Genomic DNA, 14,772 nt, shown 5'->3' with positions numbered 1-14,772 from the left:
TGGTCAAAACACCGCAAATCGGGCAAAGGGGATTGTCCGGAAAATGAGATGCGGTGTTCGTCAGGCGAGATGGGCCGGTAAGGTACCGCGCATGGAATCGAGCAACATTCGCCTGGCCGTCATCCCGGGAGACGGGATCGGCACCGAGGTCGTGGCAGAAGGTCTGAAGGTCATCGAGGCGCTCGGCATCAAGACCGAGCAAACCCACTACGACCTCGGCGCCGCCCGCTACAACCGCACCGGCGAGACCCTGCCCGACTCCGTGCTTGACGAGCTGCGCGGCTACGACGCGATCCTCCTCGGCGCTGTCGGCGACCCGAGCGTGCCGCCCGGCGTCCTGGAGCGCGACCTGCTCCTGCGCATCCGCTTCGAGCTCGACCACTACGTCAACCTGCGCCCGGTCAAGCTGTTCCCCGGCGTCGAGACCCCGCTGGCCGACACCAGGCCGGAGGACATCGACATGATCGTCGTCCGCGAGGGCACGGAGTCCCTCTACGCGGGCACCGGCGGCATCCTGCGCAAGGGCACGCCCCACGAGGTGGCCACCCAGGAGTCGATCAACACCGCCTACGGCGTCGAGCGCGTCGTGCGCTACGCCTTCAAGAAGGCGGCAGAGCGGCCGCGCAAGAAGCTCACGCTGGTCCACAAGACCAACGTGCTGACCTTCGCCGGCGACCTGTGGCAGCGTACGGTCAACCGGGTCGCGACCGAGTTCCCCGAGGTCACCACCGACTACCAGCACATCGACGCGGCCTCGATGTTCTTCGTCAGCCAGCCAGAGCGCTTCGACGTGATCGTCACCGACAACCTGTTCGGCGACATCATCACCGACATCGGGGCCGCCATCGCCGGCGGCATCGGTCTCGCGGCCAGCGGCAACGTCAACCCTGACCGCACCTCGCCGAGCATGTTCGAGCCGGTTCACGGCAGCGCGCCCGACATCGCCGGGCAGGGCAAGGCCGACCCGACCGCGACGATCCTGTCGGTCGCCATGCTCCTCGACCACCTGGGCATGAGCGCCGAGGCCGCCCGCGTCGAGCAGGCCGTGGCCGACGACATCATCGAACGCCAGACCGGCTGGGCCGCGCGCACCACGCACGAGATCGGCGACGACATCACCGCGCGAGTATCCGGGGGCTCCTGACCCGCCTCGCTTCCCCGAACGCCTGGTGGCTCAGAACGAGCCGCCAGGCGTTTTTCGTATATATGCAGTAAGTTCCCGTTACCCGGTCCGGCGCAGAATGGACCTAGGTAAACCACGCGACAAAGAGAAGGATCTCGTGATGAAGCTCGGCTTCGATGTGCAGCATTCCGACCACGCGCGCACCGCGGCGGAGCGCGAGCAAGTACTGGCCAACCCCGGGTTCGGGCAGTCGTTCACCGATCACATGATCTCGATCGACTACACCGAGGGCCGCGGCTGGCACGACGCCAGGCTCGAGCCGTACGGACCGCTCGTCCTCGACCCGGCCACGTCGGTGTTCCACTACGCGCAGGAGCTGTTCGAGGGGCTGAAGGCCTACCGCCAGACGAACGGCTCGATCGTCACCTTCCGCCCGTACGCCAACGCGGCCCGCTTCAACAAGTCGTGTCACCGCATGGCCATGCCCGAGCTGCCCGAGGAGACGTTCGTCGAGTCGCTCGAACTGCTCGTGCAGACCGACCGCGACTGGGTGCCGACCACCGAGGGCCACAGCCTCTACCTGCGCCCGTTCATCATCGCCACGCAGGTCGGGCTCGGGGTGAACTACCCGTCCAAGACCTACCGCTACATGGTCATCGCCTCGCCCGCCGCCTCCTACTTCTCCGGCGGCGTCAAGCCCGTCTCGGTGTGGCTCACCACCGAGTACACCCGCGCCGCCCCCGGCGGCACCGGCGCGGCCAAGTGCGGCGGCAACTACGCGGCCGCCTTCCTCGCCCAGCGCGAGGCCGTCGAGAACGGCTGCGACCAGGTGGTCTGGCTCGACTCGCACGAGCACCGCTACGTCGAGGAGATGGGCGGGATGAACCTGTTCTTCGTCTTCGGCAACAAGCTCGTCACCCCGACGCTGACCGGCACGCTGCTGCCCGGCATCACCCGCGACTCCATCCTGTCGCTGGCCGCCGACCTGGGCCTGGAGGCCGAAGAGCGGCTCATCACCACCGACGAGTGGCAGTCGGCGTGCGAGTCCGGCGAGCTGACCGAGGTCTTCGCCTGCGGCACCGCCGCGGTGGTCACCCCGGTGGGCTCGGTCAAGGGCGCCGACCGCGCCTGGACCGTCGGCGACGGCACCCCCGGCCCGGTGACGCTCAGGATCCGCGAGGAGCTCGTCGGCATCCAGTACGGCTCCCGCCCCGACCCGCACGCCTGGATCCACAAGATTTCCTGAAATCGCCTCAGCACGCATGTCGAGATTCCTCGCCTGGTTTCTACGTACCAGGAAAAGACAAGGAGTCCCGACATGCGTGTTCTGATGACCGGCCTGATGATGGGTGAGTCGCCCCGCTGGCACGAGGGGCGGCTCTGGTTCTGCGACTGGATGGCGCAGGAGATCATCGCGCTCGACCTCGACGGCAAGAGCGAGGTCGTCCTGCGCGTCCCGTTCAGCCTGCCGTTCTGCATCGACTGGCTGCCCGACGGGCGGCTGCTCGTCATCTCGGGGCAGGAGGGCAAGGTGCTGCGCCAGGAGCCGGACGGCTCCCTGGTCACCCACGCCGACCTCGGCCACCTGCCCAGGCCGCCGTGGAACGAGATCATCACCGACGCGTACGGCAACGCCTACGCGAACTGCATCGCCTACGACTTCCCCGGCGGCGAGCCCGCTCCCGGGTACATCGCGCTCGTCCGTCCTGACGGCTCGGCCGTACAGGTCGCCGACGGGCTGGCCTTTCCCAACGGGATGGCCATCGTCGGCGACACGCTGATCGTCGCCGAGTCGCACGGCGGCTGCCTCACCGCCTTCACCATCCAGGAGGACGGCACGCTGGCCGACCGCAGGGTCTGGGCCGACCTCGGCGACGACGCCCCCGACGGCATCTGCGCCGACCCCGACGGCAACATCTGGTACGGCAGCGTGCCCGGCCAGCAGTGCGTCCTGGTCAAGGAGGGCGGCGAGGTGCTGCGGACGATCGAACTCGACCGCGGCTGCTTCGCCTGCGCGCTGGGCGGCGACACGCTGTTCATGGTCACCGCCGACTGGTCCGACCTGTTCGGCTCTCGCTCAGGACAGATCGTGGCTGCCTTTACGTGACGTAAAGCATTCCCCATGGCTACACTCAGTAATTCTCAATGTGCAGTCTGTGTCCGTGGGGGATGGTCATGTTCGCGTATGTTGTCGCCGCCGCTTGCGCCGTAGCCGTGGTGGTTGTGGCGAGTCTGGTGGTCAGGCGGCTCAGGAGCACCTCCGACGACAACGATCCGGGTGGGCCGACCGTCGCCCACGCCGGGTCGATCATTTCGGCGCTGTTCCTGATCGCCTTCGCCATCGCGATCGTCGTCCCCTGGACGACGGCCGACGCCGCCAGGCTCAACACCTACTCCGAGACCCAGGCGATCGCCGAGGCGTCCTGGGCCGCCGCCGACTTCCCCGCCCCGGCCGCGCAGACCGTGCAGGCCGGGCTCAGGGACTACGCGCAGTTCGTACGGACCACGGAATGGCCGCTCATGGCGCACGGGCGGCTGGCCGGCGAGGGCTGGTCGCGCCTGGAGGAGATGCGGCGCGGCGTCTCCGCCCTCGCCATGGACGGCGACCAGGCCAAGGACGCGCAGGACGCGGTGCTCGGCCACCTCAGCGAGATCTCCGCCGCCAGGCGGCAGCGGGCCATGGACGCGGCGGCCAGCCCGCCGCCCGGCCTCATCGTCATCACCGTGCTGACCGGGCTCGCCGTGGTCGTGCTCCCGCTGCTCGGCGGGGCGCGGCCGCGCGGGTGGGCGCTGGCGCCGCTCACGCTCATGGCCGGGTTGCTGGGGGTGGGCATCTTCCTGACGATGGACATCTCGCACGTGTTCGCTGGGGCGCTGGCCGTGACGCCGGACGCGTTCGCCAACGTGCTGCCCGAGCTCCAGCGCATCTCGTTCAGCGGCTGACATGCGGGCAGCACTCACGCTTCTCGCGGTCCTGTTCTGCGCCGTGGCCGGTGCGCCCGTCGCCATGGCGGCCGCTGGACCTCTGCCACTGATCTGCCTCGATGTGACGGTGCTGGTGCACATCCGGCTCGACCTCGGCTGCCCGTGCCCCGAGGAGTGCGCCCCGGAACCCACCCCGACCCCGACCCCGACGGTGGCCCCCAGCCCGAAGCCCTACCCCTCGGCGAAGCCCACCCCGTCGGCGAAGCCGACCCCGAGCCCCCCGGCTCCCAAGCCGACCCCCACCCACCACCGCCCGATCAGGACCCCGGCGGCGATCCCGCTCATCCAGCACCACCCGACCCCGTCGGCGACCCCCACCACCCCGCGCCCCACCCCGACCGTGACCCCGGCGCAGCGGCGCCCGGTGGTCATAGCCGCCCCGCCCAAACGCCGCAGCCCGCTGGGGAGCGTGGTGGTCGTGGTGGTGCTGGTCTCGGTGATCGCTACAGGAACCTCACTCGCCTTCGCCCGCTGACGGTTCCGGCTCGACGAGCTCGCCGGTGTCCATGGTCAGGTTCCATGGCTCCGGCAGCTCCAGGGCTTCGCCGAAGGGAACCTCGTTCTGCTGCCGATAGCCGGTCTTCGACGGGTTGCTGTAGAGGCGGACGATCCCCTTCATCGGGTCGATCAGAAGGTAGAGGGGAACGCCACCGCAGGCGTAGTTGTCCGGCTTGATCACGTAGTCGTCGTGAACACTGCTGGGTGACACAACCTCGACGGCGAGCAGGGTGCTGTCGCCGTAGACGTGGTCCTTTCCCCACATACGGCGATCGCGCGGCACGATGGCCAGGTCGGGGATGTAGCGCTCTTCCTGAGAGCCCAGAAAGCACTTGATGTTCGTCCAGATGCGCCAGCCTCGCTCGGCCACCGTGCCGGCGATGAGCAGGATCAGGAACGAGACGATGTCGTTGTGGTCGTCGGTGGGCACGGGGTTCACCACGATCCGGCCGTCGACGAGCTCGACGCGGTGGTCGGGTAGGTAGGTGCACACCGCGCGATACGCCTCCAGCATGGTGGGCGTCTCTTCTGGTGGTTCCGCTTCCATCTCCGACTCCGTGGGTCGGTCGAGCACCTTGGCCATGGCTCCATCATCCCCTCCAGGCGGGCGAGCGCAACGTGTTTGCGGCACCACGTAAGGTAGTCGACGGAGCAAAGCTTTCGCTAGTTCTTTCGAATCATCGTCAACCCATCAGCAATGGGAAGCAGCGTCGTGGTAACGCGCGGGTCCTCCATCACCAGGTCGTTGAACTCCCTGATCTGCATCGTCGTCGCCGCGCGGTCCGCCGGGTCGGCCACGCTGCCGCCCCACAGCGTGTTGTCCACCATGATCAACCCGCCCGGCCGCAGCCGAGCCATCACCAGCTCGTAATACGCCGGATAGTTCACCTTGTCCGCGTCGATGAACGCCAGATCCACCACCCCGTCGAACCCCGCCACCGTCTCCACCGCTGGCCCGATCGTCAGCGTGACCCGGTCGGACACCCCCGCCTTCTCCCAGTAACGCCGCGCGATCGACGTCCACTCCTCGCTCACGTCGAAGCAGTGCAGCCGCCCGCCCGCCAGCCCCCGCGCGATCGACAGCGACGAGTAGCCGGTGAACGTCCCGATCTCGACCGCCACCGCCGGCCGTACGAACTGGGTGACCATCGTCAGGAAGCGCCCCTGCTCGGGCGAGATCTGCATCCCGGCCGACGACCCCGTCGCCGCGAGGGTCTCCGCGGCCAGCTCGTCGAGGAGCTCGTCGGCCGGTGTGGTGTGGTCCAGGATGTACTGCCCGACAGCCGGGTCGATGTATGTCGCCTTCATGCCTGTCATTGTCCTCCCAGGGATCTTCGGTAGTGTCGCGGGCGTGGAAGTTAGCTTCGAGGAGGAGCGCGCCAAGGCCAGGCGGGTCAGGATGACCGTCTTCGGGGCCGGTGTCGCGGTGCTCGCCGTACTCCTGTCCGTCATGATCATTCCCGCCAAGGCGCAGCAGGGTCCGGCGCGCGCGAGCCTGGCCAGGCAGCCCGACGGTTCGCTGGTGCTGGCCGTACCAGGGGTGACCCAGCCCGTCCTCGACCTCTACGAGGACTTCGACTGCCCCGTGTGCAACGAGCTGCACGGCAAGGTCAACACCACGCTGGTACGGCTGGCGGGAGAGGGCAGGGTCAAGGTCGTCTTCCATCCGGTGACGATCTTCAGCGACGAGCCCATGCGCTCCAACTCCATCCGCGCCGCGGCGGCGGCCCGGTGCGCGCCGGTGGAGAGCTGGCTCGCCTACCGCGACGAGCTGTACGCCATCCAGCCCGCGCCGCACGGCACCGCCTCCGGCTTCACCGTCGAGGAGCTCGTCGCCGCCGGGCAGCGGGCCGGGGTGAAGTCGCCGGGATTCGACAGGTGCGTCACCTCGCAGGAACGGGCCGAGTCCCACCTGAAGGACACCGCGACCATCAGGATCGAAGGCACGCCGACCGTCAGGCTCAACGACATGGACCTCGGTGACCTGGCCTGGAGCCCGGCCACGCTGGAGAAGGCGATCGACTCCGTCGGCGGAAAGCTTCTCGAATCGTGAGATCGATGTGCCAGATGGTGAATACGTGTGGCAGACTCGCAAGCACCATGTTCTACGGTCTGCTCATTATCTGCAGGCGCGCTGGCTGACAAAGGACAACGCCAGCGCGCAGACCTCTCACGTCCGTGAGGGGTCTTTTTCGTTTCTATGGGAGATCCCAGATGGCTGACGACCGCTTCCACGTGTACGACACCACGCTGCGCGACGGCGCACAGCAGGAAGGCCTCAACCTCACGGTGGCCGACAAGCTGGCTGTCGCGCGCCACCTGGACGGCCTGGGCGTCGGTTTCATCGAAGGAGGCTGGCCAGGAGCCAACCCCAAGGACACAGAGTTCTTCAGGCGTGCTCAAACAGAGCTGGACCTGAAGCACGCGCAACTCGCCGCGTTCGGTGCGACCCGCCGAGCCGGTGCGAAGGCAGCCGACGACCCGTTGGTAGCCGCTTTGCGCGAATCCGGCGCGCCGGTCGTGACCCTTGTCGCCAAGAGCCACGACCGGCACGTGGAGCTGGCCCTCCGTACGACTCTCACAGAGAACCTCGCGATGATCCGCGATACGGTTTCTCATCTTCGTGCGGAGGGACAGCGAGTCTTCCTCGACGCCGAGCACTTCTTCGACGGCTACAAGTCCAACCCAGCCTACGCGCTGGAGGTGCTCCGTACCGCGGCTGAAGCGGGAGCCGACGTCATCGCGCTCTGCGACACCAACGGCGGGATGCTCCCCGACGAGCTGGCCGACGTCGTTTTCGCCGCCGCTGAGACGAGTGCCCGCATTGGCATCCACTGCCACGACGACACCGGCTGCGCCGTGGCCAACACCCTGGCCGCGGTTCGCGCCGGGGCCACCCACGTGCAGGGCTGTGCCAACGGGTACGGCGAGCGGTCAGGCAACGCCAACCTCTTCACCGTGGTCGCGAACCTGCAGCTCAAGCGGGGTTTCGACCTCGTGCCGCCGGAGGCGCTGGCCGACATGACCCGGATCGCGCACGCGATCACCGAGGTCACCAACGTCACGCCGAACTCGCACGCCCCCTATGTCGGGACGTCCGCTTTCGCGCACAAGGCCGGGTTGCACGCCAGCGCCATCAAGGTCGACCCGAACCTCTACCAGCACATCGACCCGGCGGCCGTCGGGAACGACATGCGCATGCTGGTCTCCGACATGGCAGGGAGGGCCTCGGTAGAGCTGAAGGGCCGCGAACTGGGCTACTCCCTGACCCCGGACACCACCAAGGAACTGGTCGAACGCGTCAAGGACCTGGAGTCGAAGGGCTACACCTTCGAAGCGGCGGACGCGTCCTTCGAGCTCCTGCTCAGGGACACGGTGTCCGGCGAGCGCCGACGGCATTTCGAGGTGGAGTCGTGGCGGGTGATCGTCGAACGCACCAAGGGCGGCGACATGGTCAGCGAGGCGACGGTGAAACTCCACGCCAAGGGCGAACGCATCGTGGCCACCGGTGAGGGAAACGGGCCGGTCAACGCGTTGGACAAGGCGGTACGGCTGGCATTGGAGAAGCTGTATCCGGAGCTGGCACGGTTGGAGCTGATCGACTACAAGGTCCGCATATTGGAAGGCACCCACGGGACCGGGGCGATCACCCGCGTGTTGATCACCTCCAGCGACGACACGAGCGAGTGGGCGACGGTGGGGGTGGCGGAGAACATCATCGAGGCGAGCTGGCAGGCCCTCGAACAAGCCGTAACCTACGGCCTCCTGAAAGCCGGCCGCCAGCTCTAGCTCTCCAGGACCATAAGGGCTCGGGCTCCCCTTCTTTGGGGGCCGAGCCCTCCCAAGACCCCCAGCCGGGCGGCCTACCGGCCCCCGGACCCCCGAGGTCTCAGGCCCCTCCCGCCCAGTCGGAACCGCGGACCCGGATGTCCGATAGTGCAGCGGATCTCCGCTTCCCCGGACTTCAGTTTGAGCAGGACCTCGCGGTCACTACGGGACGAGGCTAGGTATTCAGTCGGAGAGCCTTCTCACGCGGCATACGCCCAGCCGCTCCACGACTCCACGGTGATCAGCACAGCAGGTCCCTGCGGTGGGTTCTCGCGATATTGGGCGTACCGGATCCCAAGGCGCTCAACGGCACGGTCTCGGCGCGGACCACTCTCGTGGATCTCGGCCCGCCCGTCGGCTCGGACCCACCACAACCGAGCCCAGTCATCGTCGTACTCGTCGACCAGCAGGCAGACCCGGTCGTTCGCCACGATGTTCCGCAGCCGCCGCAGGTCCGTCGATCGCTTCGGCTTGTGGTCGACCACGAACGAGACGACGTCACCGTCCACGTCGAAGGTGATCGGCACCAGATGCGGGACGCCCTCGCTGTCCGCGGTCCCGAGCCGGGCGACCCTCGCCGTCGAGAAGAGCACCTTGGCCCTGGCCTCGTCCATGCAGCCATTCAACCCCGCGAGTCAGAAGCGGGCGGGCAAGGGGATGGCGGCGGAAACGACCGTGCCCTCGCCGAGCACCGACTCCACGGTGAGGGTGCCGTCGAGTTGTTGCACGCGGGCTCGCATACCAGGCAGCCCATGCCCCCGCTCCCCGCCCGACCTCTCCCCAGGCTCGAAGCCCCGGCCGTCGTCGGCGATGTCCAACGCGACCTGGTCGTCGAAATAGCTGAGCGTCAGGGTCGCGGTGCCTGCGTTGGCGTGTTCGCGGACGTTGGCGAGCGCCCCCTGCGCGATCCGCACCAGCGTCGACTCCACCCGTTCCGGCAGAGCCGCCGGCGTGCCGTACTCGTGGAAGCGCACCTCGAAGGCGGTCTCCCGTTCTGCAAGCGTGCGCAGGGCGTTGCTGAGGCTGACGCCGTTCGCGAGGTCGGCCGGGGCGAGGTCGTGGATGAAGCGCCGCGACTCGGCCAGGTTGTGGTCGCCGATCAACTCGGCGGCGCGGACATGGCCGCGGGCGGTCGCCGGATCAGTGTCCCAGAGCCGGTCGGCCGCCTGGAGCAGCATCTGCTGGCTGGACAGCCCCTGCGCCAGCGTGTCGTGGATCTCCATGGAGAGCCGCTGGCGCTCGGCGAGCGTGCCCTCGCGGCGTTCCGTGGCGGCGAGTTCGCGCCGCGTGCTGACGAGGCGGGCGGTCTGGCGCTTGGAGTAGATGAACACGGCGGCCGCGACGGCGGCCACGGCCGGGGTGCCGAAGATCAGGTTCGGGTCGAATCCGTACGGCATGCGCAGCTTGACCTGCGCGGCCACGACGAAGGCAGTGAGCAGCGCCACGAGAACGATCGCCGACCGGGTGCTCAGCGACCGCAGTCCGGTGTAGAAGAGCGAGACGGCGCACCAGCCGAAACTCGGCGCGAGGATCACGAGCGCGAGCCACACCCCGATGACGCCCGCCAGCCAGAGCCTGGCCGCCGCGCTACGACCACCGAGAACCGGCCCGAGGACGTAGAGTAGTGCCAGCACGACCGCGAGAACGATCACCCACGGGGTGGCCGGCGCCCGGGGATGGATCATCAGATAGCGCGTGAGCGACGAGCACAACAGCACGAAGAACGCGATGTGCATGACGACCGCGAGCCACCGCGCGTCGGGATCAGCCACCTCGACGTCGGCCGCAGACATCACTCGCGCATCCACCCGCCCATCCTCCGGAGCCGCAGCCGTGACCGTAACGCACCACTTCACAGCGTTGTCCGGTCATTCCCGCGACTTGACCACCCCGGGACATCAATGACATCAAAAGCCGCACTCGACGGATGGTTCAGGCGGGTTTGACCACCTCGTCGAGGTTGTCGGCGTAGTACGCGATCGCCCTGGCGTACCCGCCGGTCTGGTCTCCCTCTGACACCAGGGTCAGCAGTCCACTGATCGCCTCGCGGTCGCGGCCGAGGTTGTGTAGGGCCATCGTGCGAAACGCGCGCAACGCCGGGTCGCCGGGGAACTCCGTCAGGCCCTGGTCGAAGATGGCCAGTGCGTCGGCATATCGGCCTATGACGCGCAATGTGCTGCCGAAACCCGTCAACACGCCGATCCGGTCCTCCGAGCCCAGCTCCAACGCACGCTCGTAATAAGGCACAGCCTCGTGCTCGAGGCCCAGGTAGTCATGCACGTACGCCGCCGCCCGCGCCACCTCGCCGTCGTCGGGGTGCTGCTCGGCGAGGGCCGCCAAGACGGAGCGTGCCTCCTCGTGGCGGTCCTCGCCGCGCAGCGTCGCGGCCCGTGCCAGTTCCTCATCTCTCATGGCCAGCATTCTGACAGGGGCACATCAGCGTGACGGCGGGGTGTCGGTCCAGGTGGATTCGAGGACGACGTACGAGCTCCTGGGGGATTCCTGGGCCAGCGGCACGCCTGCCGCCTCGTCGATGATCAGGCGTTCGCCGTCCAGGGCCACCGCCGTCCCCCGGCGTCCCTCGGCGTCCGCCACGTCCGGGGTGACCTTGATCGTGTCCAGGTCGGCGAGCATGCGGAAGGCGGCGCCACGCACCCGCGGGGTCACCGGCATGTCCATGACCAACCCGACGGTCACGGCGAACAGCCACTTGTCGGATCCCATGGGCCGGTCGGACTCGGTGTCGTGGCCCTTGTACGAGCGGAGCAGCCACGCCTTCAACCCGTCCGGGGAGGAGGGCAGGCCGCGCAGGTCGTCCATCGTGACGTTCCTGCCCAGCCAGAACACCTTGTCCCCGTCCACCAGCGGCGCGTGCCCGACGTCCACCTTGCCCGGCTCGACCGACAGGGGAAGGGGCTTCTTGCGGTCGACCTTCACCACGATCTCCCGCGGAGACCCGGCCCGTTCCCAGGCCGCTCTGTCCACCGGTTCAGCGCCCAGCGTCTGGGTCCTGCTCCACTGGTCCTTGCCGGTGGCGGACGGTGTCCAGGACTCGATGCGCTGCCGGTCCATGACCGTGTAGTCGCCGTCGACCGCCTGGAACAACGTTCTCCGTACGCCCACGGTGTGCCACCAGTCGCCGGAGGCGGCGGGCGCGCGCTCGGCGCGCTCCGCCGCCGCGAGCAGCACGGTCCTGGCGGAGAAGGCAGGGAACGTCGGCGATGGCAGCGCGACGGAGGGCGCCCGTGGAGCCGGGGAGCCGGCGACGAGGACCGCGACGGCTGTCGCCGCTGCCGCGGCACCGCCGAGACCGAGCCCCCAGACGGGGAGCCGGACGGAACGGCGACGACGCTGCCGCGGCCCCGCCATCGCGTGGGTGAGTTCCGCGGTACGGGTGGCCGGGTCGAGCGGCGTGTCCAGATGGGCCGGACGGGCCGCACGAAGCTGATCGATGGGGTTCATGACCTCTCCTCGCTGAGCATCCTGGGAAAGGAGACGGACCCCATGGCCTGGGTGAGCCGCTTGCGCGCCCGGTGCAGCCGTACCCGGAACGCCGCCTGCGAGCAGCCCACGACGTGCGCCGCCTCGCGCGGCGACAGTCCCTGCCAGGCCACCAGGATCAGGATCTCCCTGTCCTCGTCCGACAGCGCGGTCAGCGCCTTGAGCACGCTGAGCCGTTCTGTCACGGAGTCCGCGACGTCCTCGGAGATCCACGACCGCAGTTCTGCGCCGAGCGACTCCCTGCGCGCCGAGGCGCGGATGTTGTCGCGCAACACGTTGCGCGCCACCACCAGCAGCCACGGCAACGCCGGGTCGGGAATGTCGTCGAGCCGCCGCCACGCGATGGCGAACGTCTCGCTCACCACCTCGTCGGCCAGCTGGCGCCCGGCCCGGCTGACCGCATAGGCCCAGACCCGCTGCCGGCTTTCGTCGTACATGCGGGTGAACCGCTGCTCGTCATCCGTTCTACCTTTCACACCAGGTAGTGGTACGGCGGCGCCGGTTGTTACAGCAGCTTCGCGGAGAATGTCACCGGCCCCTGCGCGGCCTGCACGCTCACCTTGCCGCCCGCGCACGACACCTTCGGCGCGTCCGTGCCCGGCACGATCACGGTCAGCAGCGACGACCGGGCGGGCGAGACGACCACGTTGGTGGGCCGCTTGGACATGTAAGACGGGGACACCCAGCCGAGCTTGCCGCCCCGGTCGATCTTCTGCCCGCCGACCTGCTTGCACGACGGCATGTCCAGCTGCACCAGCGTGACCTTGAACTTGCCGTCGCCCAGCACGACCTGGCCGCCGCCGTTCGACACGACCTTGAGCGCCGAGTCGAAGCGCCACAGGTTGCTGATCTTCTTGCCGGACGAGGCGGTGTCGAGCACGGCCATGACGTCCTGGTCGTGGTTGACGAGGACCGAGCGGGTACGGCTGGCGCCGTACGCCCGGTCGGTGAGGCGGTAGGCCTGGCGGTCCTTGCCGTACGAGGACTTGGTGAGCTGCGAAGCCGTACGGGGGCGGAAACGCTCGCCCACGACGGTCGGCACGTTGTGCGCGGAGGGGGAGAGCGTCCAGTAACGGTAGGAGCTGCGCTCGTAGGAGTGGAATCCGCCGTCCACGAGGATGTCGCGGCCCTGCGCGTAATAGGTGACGCCGAGGTGGTCCTCGTGGCCGTGGTACTTCATGCCGGGGCCGAACCTGATGGAGTAGTACGAGGCGTCCGGCTTGCCCCAGGCGCTGCGGCCGTAGACGTATCCGGCCCGGTAGACCTTCGACTTCTTGCTCGGCGTGCCGGTGTCCATCTTGGGCTCGGTGTCCGCGGTGCCGTCGCCGAGGGGAACCATGTACCCGTTGGGCATGGTCGAGTGGGCGATGAAGTCCTTGAGCGACTCCGTACGCTTGCGTATGTCGCCGGGCACCGAGCGGCCGCACGAGCTGATGTTGGCCATGATGACCTGCAGCCGGTCGTACACGTAGACGGCGTAGCGCGGCGCCTGCTCCCTGAGCGCGCCCTGCGCGTCGACGTCGAGCTTGACGGTGCCGGTCAGCCGCTTGATCGCCAGGTTCTGCCAGCTCTTGTTGCCGTAGCGGCAGCCGATCGCGAACAGCGCGTTGTCCTGGTCCATCCCGTGGTTGTGGCCCTTCTTGTACAGGGCGGGGTTGGACAGGAGCTTGGCGTGCTCGCTCAGGCTGTCGCGCAGCCAGCCGTCCTTGACGTGCATGCTGAGGCAGACCAGCGCCTGCGTGCGCAGGGAGACCGGGTGGTCCTTCCAGACGTACGGCTTGGTGCCGCGCGCGCCGCGCCGGTTGTGCTCGGCCCAGTCCTTGGCGATCTGCTTGGCCCGGTCGAGGTAACGCTCCTGGCCGGAGTTCTCGTAGGCGACCACGAGCGTGCCCATCCAGCGCAGCGAGTGGAAGACGTACTCCCACGAGCGGTTCCTGTACGGGCTCGCGTTCCAGTTGATCTTTTCGCCGATCTTCACGGCGGGCAGCCCGACCAGCGACAACTCGCCGCGCATCACGTCGTCGGCGGTCGGGGTGCCGGGAATCCAGTCGCCCTGGCACTGGCTCGTGCGCTTGACCGTGACGGCCTGCGCGGGCGCGACAAACCCTCCTGAAACCAGCAAAAGGGCGAGAGGGATCGCGAGGCGGCGCACGAGGGTCCTTCCGGGCACGATGAGGCGGCGAGACATCGTGTCCGGATCACGAACCACCGGTCAAGTTGATCGGCTACATCGTTAGCGCGTCGATGCCCAGATGCTCGGCTTGTCCAGCGGCTTCTCGGCCTTGACCGCCTCGATCCAGTCGGCGGTGGAGACGACGGCGGCGAAGTTCGACTGCATGACCACCAGCACCCCCTCGTGCACCTCCTGCGCCGAGCGGCTGCCCGCGCCGTTGTGCAGCGCGACCGTGCCCGTCGCGTCGGACAGGAACTCGACCCGCTGGCCGCGGTGGTAGGCGTCGCGGGCGGTGGACTCGTCGCAGTTCTGGGTCATGTAGCCGACGATGCTCACCGTGTCCACGCCCTGCCCGTCCAGCCACTCGCCGAGGTCGGTCCTGGCATAGGAGGAGGCGAGGGTCTTCTCGACCAGCTTGTCGTACGGCTTGGCCGCGACGTCCTCGTGCAGCTCCCAGGAGTGCCCGCCCTTGCCGAACAGCGGCGACTCGGCCGGGGCGCTGTGCTGCACCATGACCACGGGGATGCCGGCCGCGTTGGCGGCGTCAATGGCGTCGACGATCCTGGCCAGGCTTTCCTCGCGCGGCGGGTAGGCGATGGGCAGGTTGCCGGTGAAGTACTCGTTCTGAACGTCGATAACGACCAATGCACGCTTCATGCCCCAG

16 protein-coding genes are annotated in these 14,772 nt (G+C 68.3%); 7 read left to right on the top strand and 9 right to left on the bottom strand.

From position 1 onward, the window contains the following. The first annotated feature begins 91 nt into the window (after positions 1–91). The 5 genes from ACIBG8_RS40820 (at position 92) to ACIBG8_RS40800 (ending at position 4,583) form a co-directional block, all read left to right on the top strand. On the top strand, positions 92–1,144 hold the full coding sequence (locus ACIBG8_RS40820) for a 3-isopropylmalate dehydrogenase (protein WP_397348581.1): 1,053 nt from the start codon (positions 92–94) through the stop codon (positions 1,142–1,144). A gap of 139 nt (positions 1,145–1,283) precedes the next feature. Continuing rightward, positions 1,284–2,369, top strand: a complete 1,086-nt coding sequence (locus tag ACIBG8_RS40815; protein WP_397348580.1) for a branched-chain amino acid aminotransferase — start codon at positions 1,284–1,286, stop codon at positions 2,367–2,369. A gap of 72 nt (positions 2,370–2,441) precedes the next feature. After that, on the top strand, positions 2,442–3,230 hold the full coding sequence (locus tag ACIBG8_RS40810; RefSeq protein WP_397348579.1) for an SMP-30/gluconolactonase/LRE family protein: 789 nt from the start codon (positions 2,442–2,444) through the stop codon (positions 3,228–3,230). A 68-nt stretch (positions 3,231–3,298) separates the two neighbouring features. Then, positions 3,299–4,066 (top strand): hypothetical protein, encoded by a 768-nt coding sequence (locus ACIBG8_RS40805; protein ID WP_397348578.1) that lies wholly within the window; start codon positions 3,299–3,301, stop codon positions 4,064–4,066. Between the two features lies 1 nt (position 4,067). Then, on the top strand, positions 4,068–4,583 hold the full coding sequence (locus ACIBG8_RS40800) for a hypothetical protein (RefSeq protein WP_397348577.1): 516 nt from the start codon (positions 4,068–4,070) through the stop codon (positions 4,581–4,583). Here ACIBG8_RS40800 and ACIBG8_RS40795 read toward each other — a convergent pair. Beyond that, positions 4,563–5,189, bottom strand: coding sequence for a Uma2 family endonuclease (locus tag ACIBG8_RS40795; RefSeq protein ID WP_397348576.1), 627 nt, complete (start codon positions 5,187–5,189; stop codon positions 4,563–4,565). The two genes, ACIBG8_RS40800 and ACIBG8_RS40795, sit on opposite strands and share 21 nt — an antisense overlap. Positions 5,190–5,269: 80 nt before the next feature. Beyond that, the gene (locus ACIBG8_RS40790) at positions 5,270–5,914 is read right to left on the bottom strand and encodes an O-methyltransferase (protein WP_397348575.1); all 645 of its coding nucleotides are present in this window, start codon (positions 5,912–5,914) and stop codon (positions 5,270–5,272) included. 43 nt (positions 5,915–5,957) lie between these two features. On the opposite strand from ACIBG8_RS40790, the gene ACIBG8_RS40785 reads away from it, so the two are divergent. Continuing rightward, positions 5,958–6,659, top strand: coding sequence for a DsbA family protein (locus ACIBG8_RS40785; protein ID WP_397348574.1), 702 nt, complete (start codon positions 5,958–5,960; stop codon positions 6,657–6,659). A gap of 161 nt (positions 6,660–6,820) precedes the next feature. After that, a complete protein-coding gene (cimA, locus tag ACIBG8_RS40780) occupies positions 6,821–8,395 on the top strand; it encodes a citramalate synthase (protein WP_397348573.1) in 1,575 nt (524 codons plus the stop codon). A 239-nt stretch (positions 8,396–8,634) separates the two neighbouring features. Here cimA and ACIBG8_RS40775 read toward each other — a convergent pair whose 3' ends face one another. The 7 genes from ACIBG8_RS40775 to ACIBG8_RS40745 all read right to left on the bottom strand — a co-directional run bounded on the left by ACIBG8_RS40775 (position 8,635) and on the right by ACIBG8_RS40745 (position 14,765). Then, positions 8,635–9,048: a TIGR03668 family PPOX class F420-dependent oxidoreductase gene (locus tag ACIBG8_RS40775; RefSeq protein ID WP_397348572.1), complete on the bottom strand. Its 414-nt coding sequence runs from the start codon at positions 9,046–9,048 to the stop codon at positions 8,635–8,637. A 21-nt stretch (positions 9,049–9,069) separates the two neighbouring features. Continuing rightward, entirely contained in the window at positions 9,070–10,242 is a 1,173-nt protein-coding gene (locus tag ACIBG8_RS40770) for a histidine kinase (protein ID WP_397348571.1), read from the bottom strand. Between the two features lie 124 nt (positions 10,243–10,366). Then, on the bottom strand, positions 10,367–10,846 hold the full coding sequence (locus tag ACIBG8_RS40765) for a tetratricopeptide repeat protein (RefSeq protein ID WP_397348570.1): 480 nt from the start codon (positions 10,844–10,846) through the stop codon (positions 10,367–10,369). Between the two features lie 24 nt (positions 10,847–10,870). Beyond that, the gene (locus tag ACIBG8_RS40760; protein WP_397348569.1) at positions 10,871–11,896 is read right to left on the bottom strand and encodes a CU044_5270 family protein; all 1,026 of its coding nucleotides are present in this window, start codon (positions 11,894–11,896) and stop codon (positions 10,871–10,873) included. After that, positions 11,893–12,411: an RNA polymerase sigma factor gene (locus tag ACIBG8_RS40755; protein WP_397348568.1), complete on the bottom strand. Its 519-nt coding sequence runs from the start codon at positions 12,409–12,411 to the stop codon at positions 11,893–11,895. Before ACIBG8_RS40755 ends, ACIBG8_RS40760 begins: the two co-directional genes overlap by 4 nt. Before the next feature lie 29 nt (positions 12,412–12,440). Beyond that, positions 12,441–14,144: a heparinase II/III family protein gene (locus tag ACIBG8_RS40750; protein ID WP_397348567.1), complete on the bottom strand. Its 1,704-nt coding sequence runs from the start codon at positions 14,142–14,144 to the stop codon at positions 12,441–12,443. Between the two features lie 24 nt (positions 14,145–14,168). Further along, a complete protein-coding gene (locus ACIBG8_RS40745) occupies positions 14,169–14,765 on the bottom strand; it encodes a cysteine hydrolase family protein (RefSeq protein ID WP_397348566.1) in 597 nt (198 codons plus the stop codon). Between the last annotated feature and the right edge of the window lie 7 nt (positions 14,766–14,772).

It is taken from the genome of Nonomuraea sp. NPDC050556 (assembly GCF_044457355.1).
GTDB lineage: Bacteria > Actinomycetota > Actinomycetes > Streptosporangiales > Streptosporangiaceae > Nonomuraea.
The sequence above is the reverse complement of the archived record's forward strand: the minus strand, read 5'-3'. Positions and strand labels throughout refer to the sequence as shown.

What these genes read in the sequence shown, in the direction of transcription:
- ACIBG8_RS40820 (WP_397348581.1), top strand. Translation starts at nt 92, where the DNA reads ATGGAATCGAGCAACATTCGCCTGGCCGTCATCCCGGGAGACGGGATC.
- ACIBG8_RS40815 (WP_397348580.1), top strand. Translation starts at nt 1,284, where the DNA reads ATGAAGCTCGGCTTCGATGTGCAGCATTCCGACCACGCGCGCACCGCG.
- ACIBG8_RS40810 (WP_397348579.1), top strand. Translation starts at nt 2,442, where the DNA reads ATGCGTGTTCTGATGACCGGCCTGATGATGGGTGAGTCGCCCCGCTGG.
- ACIBG8_RS40805 (WP_397348578.1), top strand. Translation starts at nt 3,299, where the DNA reads ATGTTCGCGTATGTTGTCGCCGCCGCTTGCGCCGTAGCCGTGGTGGTT.
- ACIBG8_RS40800 (WP_397348577.1), top strand. Translation starts at nt 4,068, where the DNA reads ATGCGGGCAGCACTCACGCTTCTCGCGGTCCTGTTCTGCGCCGTGGCC.
- ACIBG8_RS40795 (WP_397348576.1), bottom strand. Translation starts at nt 5,189, where the DNA reads ATGGCCAAGGTGCTCGACCGACCCACGGAGTCGGAGATGGAAGCGGAA.
- ACIBG8_RS40790 (WP_397348575.1), bottom strand. Translation starts at nt 5,914, where the DNA reads ATGAAGGCGACATACATCGACCCGGCTGTCGGGCAGTACATCCTGGAC.
- cimA (WP_397348573.1), top strand. Translation starts at nt 6,821, where the DNA reads ATGGCTGACGACCGCTTCCACGTGTACGACACCACGCTGCGCGACGGC.
- ACIBG8_RS40775 (WP_397348572.1), bottom strand. Translation starts at nt 9,048, where the DNA reads ATGGACGAGGCCAGGGCCAAGGTGCTCTTCTCGACGGCGAGGGTCGCC.
- ACIBG8_RS40765 (WP_397348570.1), bottom strand. Translation starts at nt 10,846, where the DNA reads ATGAGAGATGAGGAACTGGCACGGGCCGCGACGCTGCGCGGCGAGGAC.
- ACIBG8_RS40760 (WP_397348569.1), bottom strand. Translation starts at nt 11,896, where the DNA reads ATGAACCCCATCGATCAGCTTCGTGCGGCCCGTCCGGCCCATCTGGAC.
- ACIBG8_RS40745 (WP_397348566.1), bottom strand. Translation starts at nt 14,765, where the DNA reads ATGAAGCGTGCATTGGTCGTTATCGACGTTCAGAACGAGTACTTCACC.